The 15,727-nt window shown below is 73.1% G+C and carries 12 protein-coding genes and 4 pseudogenes; 8 read left to right on the top strand and 8 right to left on the bottom strand.

Annotation, left to right across the window (positions count from 1 at the left end):
* Positions 1–11: 11 nt before the first annotated feature.
* Positions 12–1,213 (bottom strand): annotated as a pseudogene (locus JIW86_RS05910) (erythromycin esterase family protein).
* 58 nt (positions 1,214–1,271) lie between these two features.
* Between JIW86_RS05910 and JIW86_RS05905 the strand changes: the two are divergent.
* Positions 1,272–2,008, top strand: a pseudogene (locus JIW86_RS05905) (TioE family transcriptional regulator).
* Between the two features lie 9 nt (positions 2,009–2,017).
* Here JIW86_RS05905 and JIW86_RS05900 read toward each other — a convergent pair.
* Together JIW86_RS05900 and JIW86_RS05895 are read right to left on the bottom strand one after the other, a co-directional pair.
* On the bottom strand, positions 2,018–2,821 hold the full coding sequence (locus JIW86_RS05900; protein WP_257552826.1) for a DUF1206 domain-containing protein: 804 nt from the start codon (positions 2,819–2,821) through the stop codon (positions 2,018–2,020).
* 57 nt (positions 2,822–2,878) lie between these two features.
* Positions 2,879–3,499 (bottom strand): TetR/AcrR family transcriptional regulator, encoded by a 621-nt coding sequence (locus JIW86_RS05895; protein ID WP_257552825.1) that lies wholly within the window; start codon positions 3,497–3,499, stop codon positions 2,879–2,881.
* A gap of 167 nt (positions 3,500–3,666) precedes the next feature.
* On the opposite strand from JIW86_RS05895, the gene JIW86_RS05890 reads away from it, so the two are divergent.
* Both JIW86_RS05890 and JIW86_RS05885 read left to right on the top strand, forming a co-directional pair.
* Entirely contained in the window at positions 3,667–5,211 is a 1,545-nt protein-coding gene (locus JIW86_RS05890) for an APC family permease (protein ID WP_257552824.1), read from the top strand.
* A 95-nt stretch (positions 5,212–5,306) separates the two neighbouring features.
* Positions 5,307–6,446 carry an agmatine deiminase family protein gene (locus JIW86_RS05885; RefSeq protein WP_257552823.1) on the top strand — a complete coding sequence of 380 codons (1,140 nt, stop codon included), beginning with the start codon at positions 5,307–5,309 and terminating at the stop codon, positions 6,444–6,446.
* A 78-nt stretch (positions 6,447–6,524) separates the two neighbouring features.
* Here JIW86_RS05885 and JIW86_RS05880 read toward each other — a convergent pair whose 3' ends face one another.
* Positions 6,525–6,713, bottom strand: coding sequence for a DUF6381 family protein (locus tag JIW86_RS05880; protein ID WP_257552822.1), 189 nt, complete (start codon positions 6,711–6,713; stop codon positions 6,525–6,527).
* 164 nt (positions 6,714–6,877) lie between these two features.
* Between JIW86_RS05880 and JIW86_RS05875 the strand changes: the two genes are divergently transcribed.
* Positions 6,878–7,720 (top strand): class II glutamine amidotransferase, encoded by an 843-nt coding sequence (locus JIW86_RS05875; protein ID WP_257552821.1) that lies wholly within the window; start codon positions 6,878–6,880, stop codon positions 7,718–7,720.
* A 13-nt stretch (positions 7,721–7,733) separates the two neighbouring features.
* On the opposite strand, the gene JIW86_RS05870 is transcribed toward JIW86_RS05875, so the two are convergent.
* Positions 7,734–8,480, bottom strand: a complete 747-nt coding sequence (locus JIW86_RS05870; RefSeq protein WP_257559228.1) for a VOC family protein — start codon at positions 8,478–8,480, stop codon at positions 7,734–7,736.
* A 238-nt stretch (positions 8,481–8,718) separates the two neighbouring features.
* Here JIW86_RS05870 and JIW86_RS05865 point away from each other — a divergent pair, with 238 nt between their 5' ends.
* Together JIW86_RS05865 and JIW86_RS05860 are read left to right on the top strand one after the other, a co-directional pair.
* Positions 8,719–9,705 carry an isopenicillin N synthase family dioxygenase gene (locus JIW86_RS05865; RefSeq protein ID WP_257552820.1) on the top strand — a complete coding sequence of 329 codons (987 nt, stop codon included), beginning with the start codon at positions 8,719–8,721 and terminating at the stop codon, positions 9,703–9,705.
* A gap of 82 nt (positions 9,706–9,787) precedes the next feature.
* Positions 9,788–10,953, top strand: a pseudogene (locus JIW86_RS05860) (alpha/beta hydrolase family protein).
* 7 nt (positions 10,954–10,960) lie between these two features.
* Here the strand turns inward: JIW86_RS05860 and JIW86_RS05855 are convergent.
* Positions 10,961–12,225, bottom strand: a pseudogene (locus tag JIW86_RS05855) (sulfite oxidase).
* Between the two features lie 107 nt (positions 12,226–12,332).
* Between JIW86_RS05855 and JIW86_RS05850 the strand changes: the two are divergent.
* Entirely contained in the window at positions 12,333–12,917 is a 585-nt protein-coding gene (locus tag JIW86_RS05850) for a GNAT family N-acetyltransferase (protein ID WP_257552819.1), read from the top strand.
* A 6-nt stretch (positions 12,918–12,923) separates the two neighbouring features.
* Here JIW86_RS05850 and JIW86_RS05845 read toward each other — a convergent pair whose 3' ends face one another.
* Positions 12,924–13,187, bottom strand: coding sequence for a hypothetical protein (locus JIW86_RS05845; protein WP_257552818.1), 264 nt, complete (start codon positions 13,185–13,187; stop codon positions 12,924–12,926).
* 13 nt (positions 13,188–13,200) lie between these two features.
* Positions 13,201–13,932: an HNH endonuclease family protein gene (locus tag JIW86_RS05840; protein WP_257552817.1), complete on the bottom strand. Its 732-nt coding sequence runs from the start codon at positions 13,930–13,932 to the stop codon at positions 13,201–13,203.
* Between the two features lie 197 nt (positions 13,933–14,129).
* On the opposite strand from JIW86_RS05840, the gene JIW86_RS05835 reads away from it, so the two are divergent.
* Positions 14,130–14,996, top strand: coding sequence for a DUF4132 domain-containing protein (locus JIW86_RS05835; RefSeq protein ID WP_257552816.1), 867 nt, complete (start codon positions 14,130–14,132; stop codon positions 14,994–14,996).
* The last annotated feature ends 731 nt before the right edge of the window (positions 14,997–15,727 follow it).

Here is a 15,727-nt window from a genome sequence, read left to right as displayed (position 1 = left end):
TCTCTTGCCCGCTAGTCCTGCGGGCAGTCCTTGACGAACACGATGCCGTTGCTGTCCGCCAGGTGGGCCGGGTCGAGCGGGGCGTATCCGAACCAGGGGGATACGCGGGGGGCGGGCAGCGGGTCGCCGAGGGCGGTGGCCAGCCGGGGGGCGTCGATGACGCAGCGGTCCTCCGGGAGCGCGTACAGGAGTCCTTCGAGGGTGTCCGATGGCGGGGTGTCCACTCCCTGGTGCCGGATCGTGCCCAGCGCCGTGGCCAGGAAGGCGTACCCCTCGCCCAGGCGGGCGCTCACGAGCGCGCCGGCGCTCCACCACTCCAGCGGCGTCCCGCCCATCCGCATCGTGCTCTTCTCCCGCTGGAGATGGGCGTTGTGGGCGTGGATGAGTGCCGGCCCCCGAGCGGCGATCGCGAGGAGGTTGTCGGCCATCATCTGGGCCCGCAGGCCCAGCAGCCGCGTCATGCGGCCCGGTGAGGTGTCGGCCATCCAGAAGTGGTAGCGCAGCAGGCCGGTGGCGGTGCGCCCGTACAGGCGCGCCCGCTCCCAGTCGTCCCGCGAGGTCGCCGTGATCAGGTGCGGGGTCTGCTCGTCGAGCAGCGCCGCCAGGTCGTCGGCGAGCAGCCGCAGCTCCCTGGCGTCGGCCGACCGCCCCACGGACCGGGAGGGGTCCATCATCGCGGCGGGTTCCGTCCACCGGTCGTCGGCGCCGAGCAGGCGGTCGAGCGTTTCCGCGGTGCAGGGAGCAGATCCGCGTCCACCCGGGCGGAGAGGCAGCCGTGGAGCGCGGTGAGGGCCTGCCGGGGGCTCGCGGCGCCGGTGATCTCCAGCGGGCCGTCGATGCCGGCGAAGCGGAGCCGCTCGGGCGCGGGCCGGCCTTCGTTGTACGCCCGCATCCAGCGCACGAGTTCGCGGTTGGCCGCGGACGCGCCGAACCCGTGGCTGAATCCGTGCTCCATCACCTCGTCGAGGGTGCCCGTGCCCGAGGTGACGTAGGCGTCCACGAGCAGGCCCCGCACGCAGTCGCTCTCGATCGCGACCGTCCGGTAGCCCTCCTGCTCGACGAGCTGCCGGAAGAGTTCGTTGCGCACGTCGAGCAGGGTGTCCTCGCCGTGGGTGGGCTCGCCCAGGGCGAGCAGCCGCGGCCGGGCCGGAAGCAGCTTCATGACGGCGGCGGCCTCGACGGCGCGGGCGGTGTCCTTGATGTCAGTTGCCATGCCCTCAACGCTATCGTTGAAGATTCGGTTGAGACTTTTTCGCGATATCCTCGGGCTCGTGGGACGAAACCTTCAAAGCGATAGGAAGCTCAGGCCGATCGACCTGGCGCGCGGGCACGGTCTGTCCACGCAGGCGATCAGGAACTACGAGGAGGCGGGAATCCTCCCGGCCGCCGATCGCACACCCCACGGCTACCGCACCTATGCCCCGCTGCACGCGCGGGCCCTGGGCGCGTTCCTCGCCCTGGTGCCTGGCCACGGCCACCGGACGGCGACGTCGGTCATGCGGGCCGTGAACCAGGGCGCCGTCGACGAGGCGTTCCGCCTCATCGACGAGAGTCATGCCCAGCTCCTCGACGACCGGCGCACACTCCGGGCGGTGGAGAGCGCGCTGCGCGACCTGGCGCCCACCACGCCGTCCGAACCCGACGCGGCGGAGTCCGGGCCTCCCGGCGGCACGTTCATCGGGCCGCTGGCAGGGCGGCTCGGCATCCGGCCCGCGACGCTTCGCACATGGGAGCGCGCCGGGCTGGTGCGCCCGCGCCGCGACCGGCTGACCGGGTACCGCGTCTATGACGAGGCCGACGTACGGGACGTCCGGCTGGCCCACCAACTCAGGCGGGGCGGCTACCTGCTGGAGCAGATCGCCCCGCTGATCGCCCAGGTGCGGGGGCCGGCGGTCTGGAGCCGCTGGAGGCCGCACTGGGCGACTGGCGCGGCCGGCTGTCCGCGCGCGGGCGGGCGATGCTGACCGGGGCCGCCGAGCTGGAGGCGTACCTCCGCGAGCGCGGCTGAGGGCACTGCTCAGACCCGGCGCCAGCCGGCCATCGCCCAGGAGAACAGCCCGAACAGGATGAGCCCGGCGGCGATCAGGACGAGGAGCCAGGGTCCCGCCGGGGTCTGGGTGAAGGACCGCAGGGTGTCGTCGACGCCCTTGGCCTGCGCCGGGTCGTAGCGCACCGCGGCATACACGACGAAGGCGCCGGCCGCCGCGAAGACGGTGCCGCGGGCCACGCCGCCGGTGACGCCGAGGAACTCGACCGCCTTGCGGACCCCTTCGGGCATCCGGTCCAGCGCCAGGTGCTTGCGGAACGTGCGCAGGGCCGCCCGTACGGCGATGACGACGCCCCCGACGGCGATCGCCGCCCCGACCGCGCCCACCCACCACGGGCCGCCCGGCAGCTCCATCGCCTTGGCCGTCACGTCGCGCGACTGCTCGTCGCCGGACCGCCCGCCGCCGGAACCGGCCGCGAAGGACAGCACCGAGAAGGCGACGACCGCGTAGAACACGGCCCGGGCCGCCGACGCGAGCCGTTTGGAGGCCTTGTCGCCGTCGGGCCCGGCCACGCCGAACACCGCCTCGGACAGCCGCCACAGCATCATGCAGACGAGGCCGATGCCGATGGCCCAGACGAGGACACCACCGAGGGGCTTGTCCATGAGCTCCTGCAGTGCGCCCTTGCGGTCCGCCTCCGGTCCTTGGTCGCCGAACGCCACGCGCAGTGCGAGCACGCCGACGAGCACGTACAGCACGCCGCGTGCCACCAGTCCGCACCGGGCCGCCACCTCCCGAGCCGTGCCGCCCTCGCGCGCCGCCTCGCCGCCCATGGGTATCCGCCCTTCCGCCGTGACGTCCTGCCACGCGGCTACCCGCCCGGCGGGCGGCTACGCGGCGAGGCCGTCCAGGACCAGCCCGAGACCGAGTTCGAACCCGCGGTCGTCGAGCTCGGCCAGGCCCGCGCCGGTGGCCGCCGCGCCGGTGAGGGAGTCGGCGAGGGCCGGGTAGGCGGGGCGGTAGTCGGCCGCGGCGCGGGTGAACCCGGCGGTGAAGGTCTCGAGCGCGGAGCCGAGGACCAGGTAGTCGATGGCGGCGGCGGCCTCGGCGGCGCGCGCAGGGGTGCAGCCCGCCCGGATCAGGGCGCCGAGCAGGGCGTCGTAGCCGCGCAGGGCGCGGTCCGCCTCGACCCTGCGCCGGGCGGCCGGTGCGATGGCGTTCGGGTGGCGCAGGTACACCCGGCGGTAGCCGCGCGCGTACGCCGCGATTCCGGCCCGCCAGTCGGGTTCGTCGAGCGGACTCAGGTCGATCTCGTCGTTGATCAGTTCCGAGACCGCGTCGAGCACGTCGTCCTTGGAGGCGACGTGGTGGTACAGGGACGCTCCGCGGACGCCGAGCCGGTCGGCGAGCGCCCGCATCTTCAGGGCCTGGGGCCCCTCCTCGTCGAGGAGCTCGAGGGCCGCGCGCGCGATGATCTCGCGGCTGAGCAGCGGTTGGTTCGGTCGGCCCACGGTGCGATCCCCCTCGTTCCCGGCCGCCAGGTTACCCGTACGCAGGGTCTTCCCAAGGGTCCGGGCCGGGGTTAAGGTCCCCGCATTCCCGATACCTAACAACGTTAGATTTAACCTTCGGGACGCGCCGGGCGCCCCGGTGCGTCATCCCTCCGTGAGAGGTGCGCATGCCAGACCTTCCCTCCGCACGCCCTGAAACGGGCGACGCCGATGCCGCCCGCCTGACCGATCTCGGCTACACCCAGGAACTGAGCCGCAGCCTCGGCATCCTCGGGAACATCGCGATGGGCTTCGCCGTCGTCTCGCCCGTCGTCGCCCTGTACGCCGTCTCGATGGTCGGCACGATGATCGCCGGGCCCGCCTGGGTCTGGGCGCTGCCGATCGTGCTCCTGGGTCAGTGCCTGGTGGTGAACGTCTACTCCGAGCTGGCCTCGCAGTGGCCGCTGGCCGGCGGCCCGTACCAGTGGGGCAGGCGGCTGCTCGGCCCCTCCTTCGGCTGGATGAGCGGCTGGGTGTGGCAGTTCGCCGTGATGTTCGGCAACACCACCGTCGCGTACCTGGCCGCCCCCTGGGTCTTCGCCCTCGTCGGCGCCACGCCCACACCCGGGTCCATGGTCGCGGTGGCCGCCGGGATCCTGCTCGGCTGCATGCTGGTCAACGCGTGCGGGATCCGGATCCTGAGCTGGTTCGTCTCCCTGGGCATCGCCGCCGAGGCCATCGCCTCGGTCCTGGTCGGTTTCGCGCTGCTGCTGTTCTTCCGTGAACACGGGTTCGCGCTGTTCACCGAGACCCTGGGCGCCGAAGAGCTCTCCGGCGGGTCGACCGCCATGGCCTTCCTCGCCGTCCTGGCCGTCGCGGGCTGGGGCTTCATCGGCTTCGACGCCTGCGTCTCCACCGCGGAGGAGACCAAGGACGCCGGCCGGCAGGTCCCGCGCGCCATGTGGTGGGCCCTGCTCAGCGTCGGCCTCGTGGTCATCCTCAACGCGATGGCGGTCGCCCTCGCCCACCCCGCGCCGCGGTCCGTCGTCGCGGGGGAGGACCTCGACCCGGTGACCACCGCCGTGACCAGCGCGTTCGGTTCCTGGTCCGACAAGCCCTTCGTGGCCGTCGTCCTGGTCGGGTTCCTCGCATGCGCCATGGCCTCCCAGGGCGGTGCCGCGCGCGGGGTGTACTCGCTGGCCCGCGACGGGGTGTTCCCCTTCTCCCGCCAGGTGCGCCGGGTCAACCGCCGCCAGGCCCCGATCGGCGGACTGGTCGCCTCGACCCTCGTCAGCTGCACCGGTCTGCTGCTGGGGCTGAACGCCACGGCCATCGGCAGCCTGATCGCCTTCGGTACGGCGGCCACCTTCCTGCCGTTCTTCCTGGTCACCCTGGCCGCACTCGTCGCCCGGCTGCGCGGGAGCTGGGTCCCCTCCGGGCACATCCGGCAGGGGCGCAAGGGCACCCTCCTGAACGTGCTGGCCGTGCTGTGGACCGCCTTCGAGGTCGTCAACGTGTGCTGGCCGCGCGCCGTCATGGCCCCGCGGGGGGCTCCCTGGTACCAGATCTGGGCGGGCCTGCTGGGCACCGGTGCGGTGATCACGGCGGGTCTGGTCTACCTGACGGTCAAGAAGCCGCAGAACACGCTGCGCGCCGCGCAGGCGCGCGAGGCGGACAAGGAAGGCGAAGGCGGGGCAGGGCGCGTGGACGTGCTCGCCGCCGAACGCCGCTGATCCCAGGGCTCGTCCAGGCCCCTCCTGGCTCACCCCGGCCCGCCCCGGCCCACCCGGGCCCTTCGGAAACCGATTCCCACAGAAGGAGCAATGACATGCACCTGCCACGCATGACGCGGCGCGGCTTCGGCGCCGCCGCCCTCTCGGCCGCCGCCCTCCCCCTGCTCGGCAGCCCGGCCTTCGCCGCCCGGACCCTTCCCTCCGCCGAACGCGCGACCGGCGAGGACCCGCTCCACGCACCGGCCGAATGGGAGCCGCACGCCGGCTGCGTGATGGCCTGGCCGTGGGACAGGACCGTCGGATGGGGCGGGCAGCTCCCCGACGTCCAGGCCGAGATCGCCGGCATCGCCAGGGCCGTCGCCCGGTTCGAGCCGGTCCTCATGGTCGCCGAGCCGGGAACGGCGCAGCGGGCACGCGATCTGTGCGGGAGCTCGGTGACGGTGATCGAGTACCCGGTCAACGACTGCTGGACCCGGGACACCGGACCGGTCTTCGCGGTGAACGCACAGCGGACCCAACGGGCGGGCCTCGACTTCGCCTTCAACGGATGGGGCGAGAAGTTCCCCTACGACAAGGACGATCTGCTTCCCGTCGGCGTGTGCGCACACCTGGGCCTGCCCCGCACCCCGGTCGGCATGGTCCTCGAAGGCGGCTCCGTGCTCACCGACGGACAGGGCACCCTCGTCACCACCGAGGAATGCCTGCTCCACCCCAACCGGAACCCGGGCATGACCCGGGCGCAGATCGAGGCCACGCTGCTCGCCTCGTACGGGGCGAGCAAGGTCATCTGGCTCCCGTACGGACTCCACCACGACGACGTCACCAACGGACACGTGGACCTCGTCGCCGCCTACCTGGGCCCGGCCCGGCTCCTGCTCCACACCCAGCCCGACCCCAGCCACCCCAACCACGCCCGGATGGCCGCCAACAAGGCGGTACTCGACGCCGCGACCGACGCCTGCGGGCGCCCCTTCCAGGTGGTGGAGATGCACCACCAGCCCCAGTTCCGCCACGGCGGGCGCAGCGTGGAGACCTTCAGCTACACGAACTACTACCTGACCAGCAGCAGCGTCGTCGTACCCACCGCGGGCGAACCGGCCGACGCCCTCGCCCTCGCACAGTTCGCCGCCCTCTTCCCCGGCCGCGAGGTGGTCGCCGCCCCGGCGCGCGTCCTCGCCTGGGGCGGCGGCGGAGTCCACTGCGTCACCCAGCACGTCCCGGCCGGATCCTCCTGACAGCGCACCGGCCGGTGGCCGCGGCGACGGGGATCGCGGCGGCCACCGGCCGGGGGTGCGCAGGACGGAGGAGCGGGACTACATGGGGTCCATGCCCCGGTCGTCCATCCGGTTCTCCTGCTGGCTCTGCTCCTGGAGGCGGCGGGCCTTGTCACGCAGCCGCTGCCGCTCCTCGGGGTCCTGCGAACGGTCGGCCGCCTCGTTCAGTTCCTGGGCCTTGGCGCGCATCTGCTGGGACCGGCCGCGGGACTCGCCTGAAACGCTCATGATCGCTCCTTGTATCGGTGGGGGAGAGCGGGCGGATTCAGCGAACCAGCAGCGCCGCGCGCCCGCATCTCGAACCGTCACCGAGCGTGACCCGTCCGGACCGTCCGGGCGCGCCGCGCCCCGCCGACGGGCTTAGGCTCGGATCCGAGAAGGGGATGGTGTTCATGTGTCGCTGGCTCGCCTACTCGGGTTCTCCCCTGCTGCTCGACGCGGTGCTCTACCGTCCCGAGCACTCGCTCATCAACCAGAGCCTCAACGCGCGGATGGGCGTCGAGTCGACCAACGGTGACGGGTTCGGCATCGGCTGGTACAGCGCGGACGGCAGCGGTGACGGCACGCCCGCCGTCTTCCGGGACATCGCACCGGCCTGGAACAACCGCAACCTGCGGGAGCTGGCCGGGCACGTCCGCTCGCCGCTGTTCTTCGCGCACGTCCGCGCCTCCACCGGGTCGGCGATCCAGCAGACCAACTGCCACCCCTTCCGGCACGGGCGGTGGCTGTGGATGCACAACGGGGCGATCACGGACTTCCACCGGCTGCAGCGGGATCTCTGCATGGCCGTGGACCCGGCCCTCTTCCCGTGCATCGAAGGCTCGACCGACTCCGAGGTGATGTTCTACCTGGCGGTCACCTACGGCCTCGACCAGGACGTGCCGGGCGCCGTGGCGCGGATGGTCGGCCTGGTGGAGCGGCTCGGCAAGGAGCACGGAGTGGTCGACCCGCTCCAGATGACGGTCGCGGTCAGCGACGGGGAGCGCGTCTGGGCGTTCCGCTACTCGAGCCAGGGGCAGTCCAGGTCGCTGTTCTACAGCAGCGCGGCCGAGACCGTCCGGCACCTCCACCCCGAGCTGCCCTTCCTCGGGAAGGTGTCCGACTCGACGCGGCTGGTGGTCTCCGAGCCCCTCGGTGACCTTCCCGGCGTGTGGAACGAACTGCCCGAGGGCAGCTACGCGATGATCCCCGCCACCCCCGGGCTGGACTATCTGCCCTTCGTGCCCGAACTCTAGGGACCGTCCGCCGCTATGCCGTGTCCGCCGCCAGGGTGGTCGTCAGGGTGAAGAGGGCCCCGTCCGGATCGCGGAGCGCCACCCACCGCTCGAGCGCGTTCGACGTGATGTCCGAGACGGTACGCCCGCCCAGCGCCACGGCGGCCTCGATGGCGGGCCGGAGCTTCGGGACGCGGAAGTGGACGTGCCAGCGCGGGCGGGTGTGCGGGGAGTAGGAGGCCAGCTCGACTGGGCCGCTGTTGAGGCGGGCCACGGGCTCGCCGCCCTGCCTCAGGACGACCTGGTCCTCCTCGTACGAGACCTCGCAGCAGCCGGTGCGGCCGGTGGCCCACTCCAGCACCGCCCCGTAGAAGATCGCCGCGTCGAAGGCGTTCCTGGTACGCAGCTCCAGCCAGGCCGGAGCCGGGCCCTTGCCCACGCGCCAGTGGGAGGAGACGGCGCCCTGCCAGATGCCGAAGACGGCGCCGTCGGGGTCGGCGACGAGCGCCGCGCGGCCACCGGTGGCGAAGGAGACCGGCCCGACCGCGATGGTGCCGGTGCGCTCCCGGATGCGGTCCACCGCCACATCGGCGTCGTCCACGGCGAAGTACGGGGTCCAGGCCACCGCGACCCCCAGGTCGGAGGCGAGCGCCCCGATGCCCGCCACCGGCACGCCGTCCAGTTCGGCGACCGAGAACGCGTCGCCGAGACGGGCCCGCCGGAAGGTCCAGCCCGCGACCGCACCGTAGAAGCGCTGCGCCATGCCGAGGTCGCGGGCCATCAGGCTCACCCAGCACGGGGCGCCGAAGACCTCCTTGGTCGAAATCTCCACCGCTCGCTCCGTCCCTCGTGGGCCCCGGCCCCGGACCTGGCCACACGGTCCCATTCTCGTCCCTTTCGGGAGGATCTTCCCGGTCGGCGGGACGGATGCCGTCAGCACGCCGTCACTACCAGTGAGCGCAGGGCGGCGATAGCCTCTGATGCGGACGCCACCCGCAGGTTCGGAAGGCAGGTCTCCCATGGCGCGTTCCCAGGTCCCCGTGATCGATCTCGAGCCGTGGCGGTCGGGCGGACCCGACGCCCGGGCACGTACGGCGGCCCGCGTCGACGAGGCCCTGCGGGCCGCCGGATTCCTGCTGGTGACCGGGCACGGCGTGGATCCCGCGCTGCCCGCCCGGATCAGGGCGGCCGCACGCGAGTTCTTCCTGCTGCCGGCCCCCGCGAAGGCGCCGTACGCGGTCACGGTCGGCGGCCGCGGCTGGCTCGGCCCCGGCGCCGAGGCCAACAGCTACGCGGAAGGCACGGCTTCGCCGCCCGACCTGAAGGAGTCGTGGTCCTGGGCGGCGGAGGACCCCACCGGGGTGCCCGCCGTGGACGCCGAGTGGTTCCGCCCCAACGCGTGGCCCGCGGAGGTGCCCTCGCTGCGGCCGCTGGTGACCGAGTACCTGAGCCTGATGCGGGCCCTCTCCGATGAGCTGCTGCGACTGCTGGCCACCGCCCTCGGCCTCGCCGAGGACCACTTCACCCGCCACACCTCCCATCCCACCTGGGGGTTCAACCTCAACTGGTACCCGGGGACCGAGGTCGTCGGAGCCCCGCTGCCCGGCCAGTTCCGCATCGGGGCCCACACCGACTTCGGTACGGTCACGGTCCTCGACCGGCAGCACGGCGCGGGCGGGCTCCAGATCCACACCGACGCCGACGGCTGGCAGGACGCCCCGTACGACCCGGCCGCGCTCACCGTGAACATCGGTGACCTGATGGCCCGTTGGACCGGTGACCGCTGGCGCGCGGGCCGCCACCGCGTGCTGCCGCCGCCGGCCGACGCACCGGCCGAGGAGCTGATCTCACTGGTCTACTTCTACGAATGCGACGCGCACACCCGGGTGGAATCCCTGCCCGCGCCCGTCGGGCGTGTGGTGCACGACCCGGTCGACTCCCACGCCTACCTGCGGGAGAAGCTCCGCGCCATCAGCTTCACCGACGGGAGTACTACTTCAGGGTGATCCCGGAACCCGACCGGGGTGGGACGGCGCCTCCTCCTGTGAGCTGACGATCCGGCAGGTCGATCTCAGTAGCTTCGGACGCATGAACCGACGCCGATCCGCCTCCGCCGCAGTCTTACTCGCCCTCCTCCTGCCGCTTCCCCTCGCCGCCGCCGGCACGTCGGTGGCCGCCGATGCCCCGTCCGCGGCCGAGAGCCGCCGCGCCGCGGTGGAACTCCCGCGCCCCACCGGCCGTTTCTCCGTCGGGCAGGAGACGCTCCACCTCGTGGACCGCAGCCGCACGGACCCGTGGGCGCAGTCCGGGCCGCGCGAGCTGATGGTGACCATGCGCTATCCGGCGCAGCGCGGTACCGGCGGTCCCGTGCACTACCTCACGAGCGAGGAAGCCCGGCTGCTGCTGGTCGACCGGGGGCTGGACAAGGTGATCCCGGTCGAGACCCTGGCCGGCACGGCCGCGCACTCCCGGTCCAACGCCCGGCCCGTAGCCGGACGGTACCCGCTGATCGTCCTCTCCCCGGGCTACACCGTCCACCGCGCCACCCTCACCGCGCTCGCCGAGGACCTGGCCTCCCGCGGGTACGTGGTCGCCGCGGTCGACCACGCGTACGAGAGCGTGGGCACCGCGTTCCCCGGCGGGCGGGTGCTGGAGTGCCTGGCCTGCGACAAGACCGAAGAGGGGGCACCCCCATGCAGGCGGTCAGCGACAACCGCGGCCGCGACGTGTCCTTCCTGCTGGACCGCCTCACCGAGCGCCACCCCGCCTGGCGGCACGCCGGCCTCATCGACCAGAGCCGCATCGCCATGGCGGGCCACTCCATCGGCGGAGCCTCCGCGGTCGCCGCGATGGCGACCGACCCCAGGATCCGTGCCGGGGTGAACATGGACGGCGGCCTGCACACACCGGTCCCCGAGGCCGGGCTCGGCGGGCGCCCCTTCATGCTGCTCGGGGAGCAGAAGAGCGGCCCCGGCGGCATGCCGTCCTGGGACCACGACTGGCCCCTGCTCGACGGCTGGAAGCGGTGGATCACCTTCGCGGACTCCGGCCACTTCACCTTCAGCGACTTCCCGGCGATCGCCGAGCAGCTGGGCCTCCCCGATCCCGAGGCCCCGCTGCCCGGCACCCGCTCGGTCGAGCTGACCCGGCGCTACGTCGGCGCCTTCTTCGACCAGCACCTCAAGGGCAAGCCGCAGCCCCTCCTGGACGGTCCGGCCCCCGACGCGCCGGAGGTCAGGTTCCACACCCCCTGACCGCCGCTCAGACCACCGTCACCGGGTGGCGCACGACCGCGTCGAACAGGTAGCCCTGCGTGTTGTGGGGGCTCGTCGCGGGCTGCGTACGCCCGGTGGCGTCGGTCGCCCGGGCCAGCAGCGCGGTGGCGCCCGTGGCCCGCGGGGTCCATGGCAGCGACCAGCGCACCCAGCTGCCCCGGCGCGGCGCGTCGTGCAGCCGGGCCCACTGCCAGCGGACACCGCCGTCGGTACTGACCTCCACCCGCTCCACGGGGGCTGCGGCCGACCAGGAACGCCCGGTCAGCAGCCGCGTCCGGTGCACCGGCACGGTCGCCCCCAGCTCGAGCTCGAAGGCGCTCTTGAGGGTCTGCCGGCCCATCGGGGCCCCCTCCGCCCCATAGTCGGGCCCGAACAGCCGGTAGGTGTCGGTGTTCCACGGCGAGTACAGAGGCGCGCCGCTGACCTCGATGTCCCCGACCCACTTGATCGAGGAGATCCCGATCCAGTCCGGTACGACGAGGCGGACCGGGCCGCCGTGGTCGGGCGGCAGCGGCTCCCCGTTCATCTCGTACGCGAGCAGTACGTCGTCCAGCGCCTTGGAGACCGGCAGCGGGCGCCGCACCCGCCCCAGGTTCACCCCGCCCGTGACCACCTCGTCGTCCAGTCCCCGCGGCAGGACGTCGACGGCGCCGCGCGTCACGCCCGCCAGCCGCAGCACGTCCGACAGCCGCGCGCCGCGCCAGCGCGCGACGCCGATCGCGCCCAGGGTCCAGGGGTGCCGGTGACCGGCTGGCCCTGCTGCGTGGCGTAGAAGTTCCTGCCGTTGCCCGCGCACTCGATGAACAGCGTCCGCTGGACCGCCGGCAGCTCGCGCAGCCGGTCGTACGAGAACTCAACCGGGCCGCCCGCCAGGCCGTCGCCCCACACCGAGAGCTTCCAGCCGTCCGCCTCGATCCGCGGGGTGGTGGTGTGGTTCCGCACGAAGAACCGGTCGACGGGGGTGAGCGGCCCGGTGCCGCGCAGGGCGGCGAAGTTCGTCTCCGCGTTGGTGCCCCGGATGGTGAACAGCTCCGGCGGCAGCGGTTTGACGGTACCGGGCACCGCGGCCGGAGCGCCGGCGGCAGCGGCCGGGCCGGCGGAGCCCAGGCCCACCGCCCCGGCGGCGGCCCCCGCCGCGAACAGCCTGAGCAGGTCGCGGCGGTCCACTCCGGCGGAGCGGGCCCGGCCGCGCGCCCACTGGCGCAGGCGGGCCCGGTCGTACCGGCTCTCGTCCGACAGGTCGTGCGGCATGCGGGGACACTCCTTGCGGGTCGCGGTTCCCGACGGACCGTAGAGGCCCGCGGCGAGCTGCCGGAAGCTACCCGCCCCGATGGCCACGAACCCGCAACACGGTGGCAATGGCCGGGACCCGATTACCGCTGGCCAGCAGTGTTCGGCAGGATGGGCCGCATGACCGAGATCATGACCCCCGCCTCATCCTGCGCCGCTGGACCGACGACGACCTCGTCCCCCTCTCCGAGATCAACGGGGACCCGGAGGTGATGCGCTGGATCGGCGACGGCTCGGTCCGCGACCTGGACGAGACCGCCGAGGACCTCGAGCGCTGGGAGGAGGAGTGGGACGAGGAGGGCTTCGGCCTCTTCGCCGTCGAGCTCCTCGGATCCGGCGAGCTCATCGGCGTCGTCGGCCTCTCGATCCCCGAGTACCTGCCCGAGGTGCTCCCGGCCGTCGAGATCAGCTGGCGGCTCGGCCGCCAGTACTGGGGCCAGGGCTACGCCTCCGAGGCCGCCCACGCCACCTTGGAGTTCGCCCTCCAGGACCGGGGCCTGGACCGGGTCGTCGCCGTGAACCGGGTCGGCAACGAAGAGTCCGAGAACGTGATCCGCAAGCTGGGCATGGTCGCGGAGCGCGATGCCACGCACCCCGAGTACGGGCACCTCCTGCGGATCCACGCCATCGACCTCACCGAGTACGAGGCCTGAGCCGCCCTAGCCCGGTGCGGTTCCCGGGGCCTGGGCCGCGTGGCCCGCGCGGACCGCGGCGAGGGCCGCCGCGTGCAGGGTGGCCGGGTCGCCGTGGTGGGGCAGGGGGCTGCCGGTGAGCGTGTACCACTCGTCGGCGTCCTTGTACTGGATGCCGAAGCTGGCCAGCCCCCGGCCACCGCCGTGGTGCGCAGGGTGACCGGGCCGGTGATGACGCCGACCTCGTCGGTCATTGCGCCGCCCGGCCCGGCGAGCACCTCGTCCTGCCACTGCTGTCCGTCGGTCATGACGTGCAGGTGTCCAGCATGGTCGTGAGCATCTTCTTCTCCGGTTCGGTGACGGTCAGGCCGTAGGCGGATTTGACGGTGGTCCAGGCCCGCCCGTACTGGCACCAGCTGGACTTGTCCGGCGGCTGCCACAGGTCGGGGCTCTGGTCGCCCTTCGACCGGTTCGAGGCGGCGGTCACGGCGAGCAGCTGGGGGTTGGCCAGATCGTTGGCGAAGGCCTTGCGCCTGGCGGCGTCCCAGCCGGCCGCGCCGGAGCGCCAGCCCTCGGCGAGGGGCACCATGTGGTCGATGTCCATCTTCGCCGCGTCCGTGACGGCCACCCCGTCGTAGAAGCTCTTCCAGTTGCCGGACACGGCCCGGCATTCGGCGTCCCGCTTCACGTCGGTGCCGTCCCGTTCGAGGACGACCTCGCGGGTGTCGCACTTGTTGCCCTGCTGCGCCCAGTGCGTGAACTTGTCCCGGCTGTACCCGGCCATCGTGCCGGCCGGCGCCACCTTCAGCGCGTCCAACTGCGTGCGGGCCACGGCCGTGGTGACCATGCCGGGCAGTACGTCCCCGGCGGCCGGCTTGCCGCCCCCGGCCGGTGGCGCGGCGCGCGAGGCCGAGGCCTTGGGGTCCGGGCCCGGGCCCGAGCCCGTGCCGGGCGAGGCCGGATCGGAGCAACCGGCCAGGGTCAGCAGCAGCGAAGCCGCCAGCACCGCACCCGGCACACGTATCTGACGAACCATGGACCCCACCCCAAACCGACTCCGCGTCAATGTTCCCTGGACACTACCCAGAACCGGACAAAAAACCGACCACCCACCCTCCGGCGTGCGTTGTCAGTGGCGCTCGCTAGTCTCCCCGCATACCGCAGCTCAGGGGGTTCCCACCCCCTGTCCGGGCTGCGCGGACAGGGCCGGGACAGGCGGAGGGACACGGGCTGATGGCATGGGTGGCAGCGGGCGAGGGGTACGAGATCGCCCTGGTGGAAGGGCGGGTGGCGGCGCGGTCCGCCACCGGCCGGTCCGCGGGGCGGCAGTTGAAGACCCTGCCCAGGGCACTGAAGGACCATCCCGAGGTGGACCGGCTGCGCCGGCTCGGCGAATGGCTCGACCGGCACGCGGCGGCGTGCGTCGCGCAGGTCGACACCTGGATGGTGTCCTCGCTGCCCGTGCCGACCGCGCTGCTCGCCCGGGTCTGGCCGGACGAGGCCTGGCAGAGCGCCCTGCGCGACCTGGCCGTCGTCGGCGACGACCCGGACGAGGTGGGCTTCCTGCGGGACGCCACCGCCTCCGGTGAGCTGAAGGTGGTCAACCTCGACGGCGAGACCGTACGGCTGTCCCCGCGCACGGTGACCCTCCCGCACCCCGTGCTGCTGCCCGACCTGGACGACGTACGGGACTTCGCGGCCGAGCTGGGCATCGTCCAGCGGGTCGAGCAGATCCACCGCGCCACCTGGCAGAAGCCGGCCGGGCTCGCCGCCACCGCCACCGAGGTGCGCGACTACGCGGGCGGGGTCTTCCCCACCCGGTTCAGCCTCGCCGCGCGGGCGACCGGCCTCGGCTACCGGGTCTCCGGCGGCTACGCCACCTGCAAGGTCCGCGACACCGGCCGGGCCTCGGAGGCGGCGGTGTGGATCGGCGAGCCCTACTACGACGAGGAAACCAGCACCGGCGCACTGACCTGGCACGACGAGGAGGGCCGGGCGGTGCGTCCGGCCGAGGTCGGACCGGTGGCCTGGTCCGAGGGGATGCGGATGGCCGCGGCACTGTACGCCGGGCGCAAGATCGAGGAGGGCGGGGACGCGTGAGCACCACCGACAACAACGGCACCGGCAGCAACAGCACCACCAACACCATCGGGAAGGACGGCGCGGCCGTGAGCGAGGCCGAACTGCTGCTCAGGGCCGGCGCGGTCCTACCGCACGGCACCCCGGACGCGGGCCCCACCGCCGTCGACCTGACCGCACGCTCCTACCGCCACCCCGCCCTCGGCGACGACCGCGTCGTCGTCCGGCTCGCCGCAGCCGAGCTCGGCGCGGCCGAGGACCTCGCCGCCGGGTTCCTGGGTCTCGTACCCGAGGAGACCGAGCCGCCCGTCGTCGGCCTCGGCCACCGCCAGGCACTCGGCTTCCCCGAGTGGGTCCTCGTCCACCACCCCGAGGACGGCCACCACGCCCTCGCCGTCGTGCCCGAACTCGACCGCATCACCCGCCAGGCCAAGACGAAGCCCAAGGCCGCCCTCGACGCCTGCCACGAACTGGCCGGCCGGCTCGCCGCCTCCGTCCCGCACTTCCTGCCGGTCTTCCACGAACAGGCGGCCCGCACCTTCCTCGCCGTGGAGAACACCACCTACGCCGCCCAGCTGTTCGGCCGCGCCCGCACCGCCGAGGCCCAGCACGGCCTGAGCGTCGACGAGGACCGCCTCGACGCAGTCTTCCTCGAATTCGCCCTGGCCGGCGCCCTGCCGGTGAAGGTCCTCACCGGCTACGGCAAGGACCTCGCCGTCCGCGTCAGCCCCGCCGAGGCCCACGAGCGCTTC

Source organism: Streptomyces sp. NBC_00162, from assembly GCF_024611995.1.
Lineage (GTDB): Bacteria > Actinomycetota > Actinomycetes > Streptomycetales > Streptomycetaceae > Streptomyces.
The sequence above is the reverse complement of the archived record's forward strand: the minus strand, read 5'-3'. Positions and strand labels throughout refer to the sequence as shown.

Excerpts from the sequence above, each read along its gene's own strand:
- JIW86_RS05875 (WP_257552821.1), top strand. The coding sequence starts at position 6,878 with ATGTGTCGCTGGCTCGCCTACTCGGGTTCTCCCCTGCTGCTCGACGCG.
- JIW86_RS05900 (WP_257552826.1), bottom strand. The coding sequence starts at position 2,821 with ATGGGCGGCGAGGCGGCGCGCGAGGGCGGCACGGCTCGGGAGGTGGCG.
- JIW86_RS05870 (WP_257559228.1), bottom strand. The coding sequence starts at position 8,480 with ATGGCCCGCGACCTCGGCATGGCGCAGCGCTTCTACGGTGCGGTCGCG.
- JIW86_RS05890 (WP_257552824.1), top strand. The coding sequence starts at position 3,667 with ATGCCAGACCTTCCCTCCGCACGCCCTGAAACGGGCGACGCCGATGCC.
- JIW86_RS05835 (WP_257552816.1), top strand. The coding sequence starts at position 14,130 with ATGGCATGGGTGGCAGCGGGCGAGGGGTACGAGATCGCCCTGGTGGAA.
- JIW86_RS05880 (WP_257552822.1), bottom strand. The coding sequence starts at position 6,713 with ATGAGCGTTTCAGGCGAGTCCCGCGGCCGGTCCCAGCAGATGCGCGCC.
- JIW86_RS05865 (WP_257552820.1), top strand. The coding sequence starts at position 8,719 with ATGGCGCGTTCCCAGGTCCCCGTGATCGATCTCGAGCCGTGGCGGTCG.
- JIW86_RS05885 (WP_257552823.1), top strand. The coding sequence starts at position 5,307 with ATGCACCTGCCACGCATGACGCGGCGCGGCTTCGGCGCCGCCGCCCTC.
- JIW86_RS05840 (WP_257552817.1), bottom strand. The coding sequence starts at position 13,932 with ATGGTTCGTCAGATACGTGTGCCGGGTGCGGTGCTGGCGGCTTCGCTG.
- JIW86_RS05850 (WP_257552819.1), top strand. The coding sequence starts at position 12,333 with ATGGCCGGGACCCGATTACCGCTGGCCAGCAGTGTTCGGCAGGATGGG.